The following is a 1,292-nucleotide window of genomic DNA, read 5'->3' as shown; positions in this document are numbered from 1 at the left end:
AACCCTCATCCCTGCCGAGCTATCATCCCACGATTGAAACCGTGGGTTTTCTCGCTCGGAAAACTGATAAAATTTTCAGAAGTCATATCGATAATTTCTTTCTACTATTTATTTCTTTGAGATTATATTTCCTCGTCAGAACCAGAATCATTCTATATCATTTTTCTGGTCATCCTGACTTTCGTCCATATCGACTAATGTATTCAAATCTCTCAGTTCATTATTCTTCTTAGGTAAAACAGATATTGTCCCGTCTGTTTCAAGAATCACTGCAGCTACTTCTTCAACCTTTCCAATCCCTTGTTCTCTGATTGCCTGAAGCACTTCAGATTTTGGAATGCGTTCCTTATTCATCTTATCCTCGTAATATTTCCCATCATAAAAAAGTAAAGATGGATGAGCTTTCAGTATTCGGCTGAAAAATGGCGATCTTGAAGACAAATAGCTTGAAAGAAACTGAAAGAATAAAAGTAGTCAGAAGATATAAAGACCTTCCCATAATACTTCATCCTGATTGATGAGTATATTACCAAACACCGTTCCTAAAGAAACGGTAATGATAAAGTCAAAAGCATTCATTTTTAACAACGTCCGTTTGCCTGACAGTCTCAGAACAAATAAAATGACGGGGTAGCAAAAAAAAAGAGAGGACGGTTATCCGTCCAAATTGTCCAGCGTTCATGTGTATCCTTCTGAAAAAAGCATGTTTCTATGCTTTTATTACTTAATCAACTTCGTTATCTACTTCTAAGGTATCGATTTCTCCATTTTCAGCTGCATTCAGATGCATGGCGGCATATTCCTGAAATTTCTCCGATGAGGAAGTAGCTCCCGATACAGTATCAACTTGTCCGGCATCCTCTGTTTCAAAAGGCTGTCCGTTTAAAGCATCCATGTATTCCTGAGGCCTAATACCTGCCTGATCAGCCATTGCCTCTTGATAACTCTCATCCTCAGTCTTAGCTGTACCCTGCTCATTGTAATTAGATGTGACGATTTCACCATCTTCATCATCGATAGTGAATTCAGCCCACCAGCCGTTCTCATCATAGTTTGCTTCGACCAGTTCTTAAGTGCCGTCTTCAAAGGTACCATCTGTGACACCAACTTCAGTGGTTCCATTCTCCACATCGCCTTCATCATCACACGCAGTTAGCAGGAGAACCGGTGCAGCAAGAACAAGCAATGCATGTTTTAAGCCCATAATTTTCTCCTTTCCATTTTTAACGTAATTCCGAAAGAAGTCTCCCACTTCTAAACGTATGGGTACGAAGCACCAGTGAAAGTGGGAG

At 39.9% G+C, this 1,292-nt stretch carries 4 protein-coding genes; all 4 read right to left on the bottom strand.

Translation table 11 applies throughout. From position 1 onward, the window contains the following. Window positions 1-147: 147 nt before the first annotated feature. Window positions 148-441 carry a DUF421 domain-containing protein gene (locus ABFX15_RS07565; RefSeq protein ID WP_346024857.1) on the bottom strand — a complete coding sequence of 98 codons (294 nt, stop codon included), beginning with the start codon at window positions 439-441 and terminating at the stop codon, window positions 148-150. Between the two features lie 33 nt (window positions 442-474). Beyond that, a complete protein-coding gene (locus ABFX15_RS12195; RefSeq protein ID WP_428830619.1) occupies window positions 475-624 on the bottom strand; it encodes a DUF421 domain-containing protein in 150 nt (49 codons plus the stop codon). A 100-nt stretch (window positions 625-724) separates the two neighbouring features. After that, window positions 725-1,018 (bottom strand): FMN-binding protein, encoded by a 294-nt coding sequence (locus ABFX15_RS07560; RefSeq protein WP_346024858.1) that lies wholly within the window; start codon window positions 1,016-1,018, stop codon window positions 725-727. 51 nt (window positions 1,019-1,069) lie between these two features. After that, a complete protein-coding gene (locus tag ABFX15_RS07555) occupies window positions 1,070-1,204 on the bottom strand; it encodes a hypothetical protein (RefSeq protein WP_346024856.1) in 135 nt (44 codons plus the stop codon). Between the last annotated feature and the right edge of the window lie 88 nt (window positions 1,205-1,292).

Origin of the sequence: Alkalibacterium indicireducens, from assembly GCF_039522005.1 — a bacterium.
Classification (GTDB): domain Bacteria; phylum Bacillota; class Bacilli; order Lactobacillales; family Carnobacteriaceae_A; genus Alkalibacterium; species Alkalibacterium indicireducens.
The sequence above is the reverse complement of the archived record's forward strand: the minus strand, read 5'-3'. Positions and strand labels throughout refer to the sequence as shown.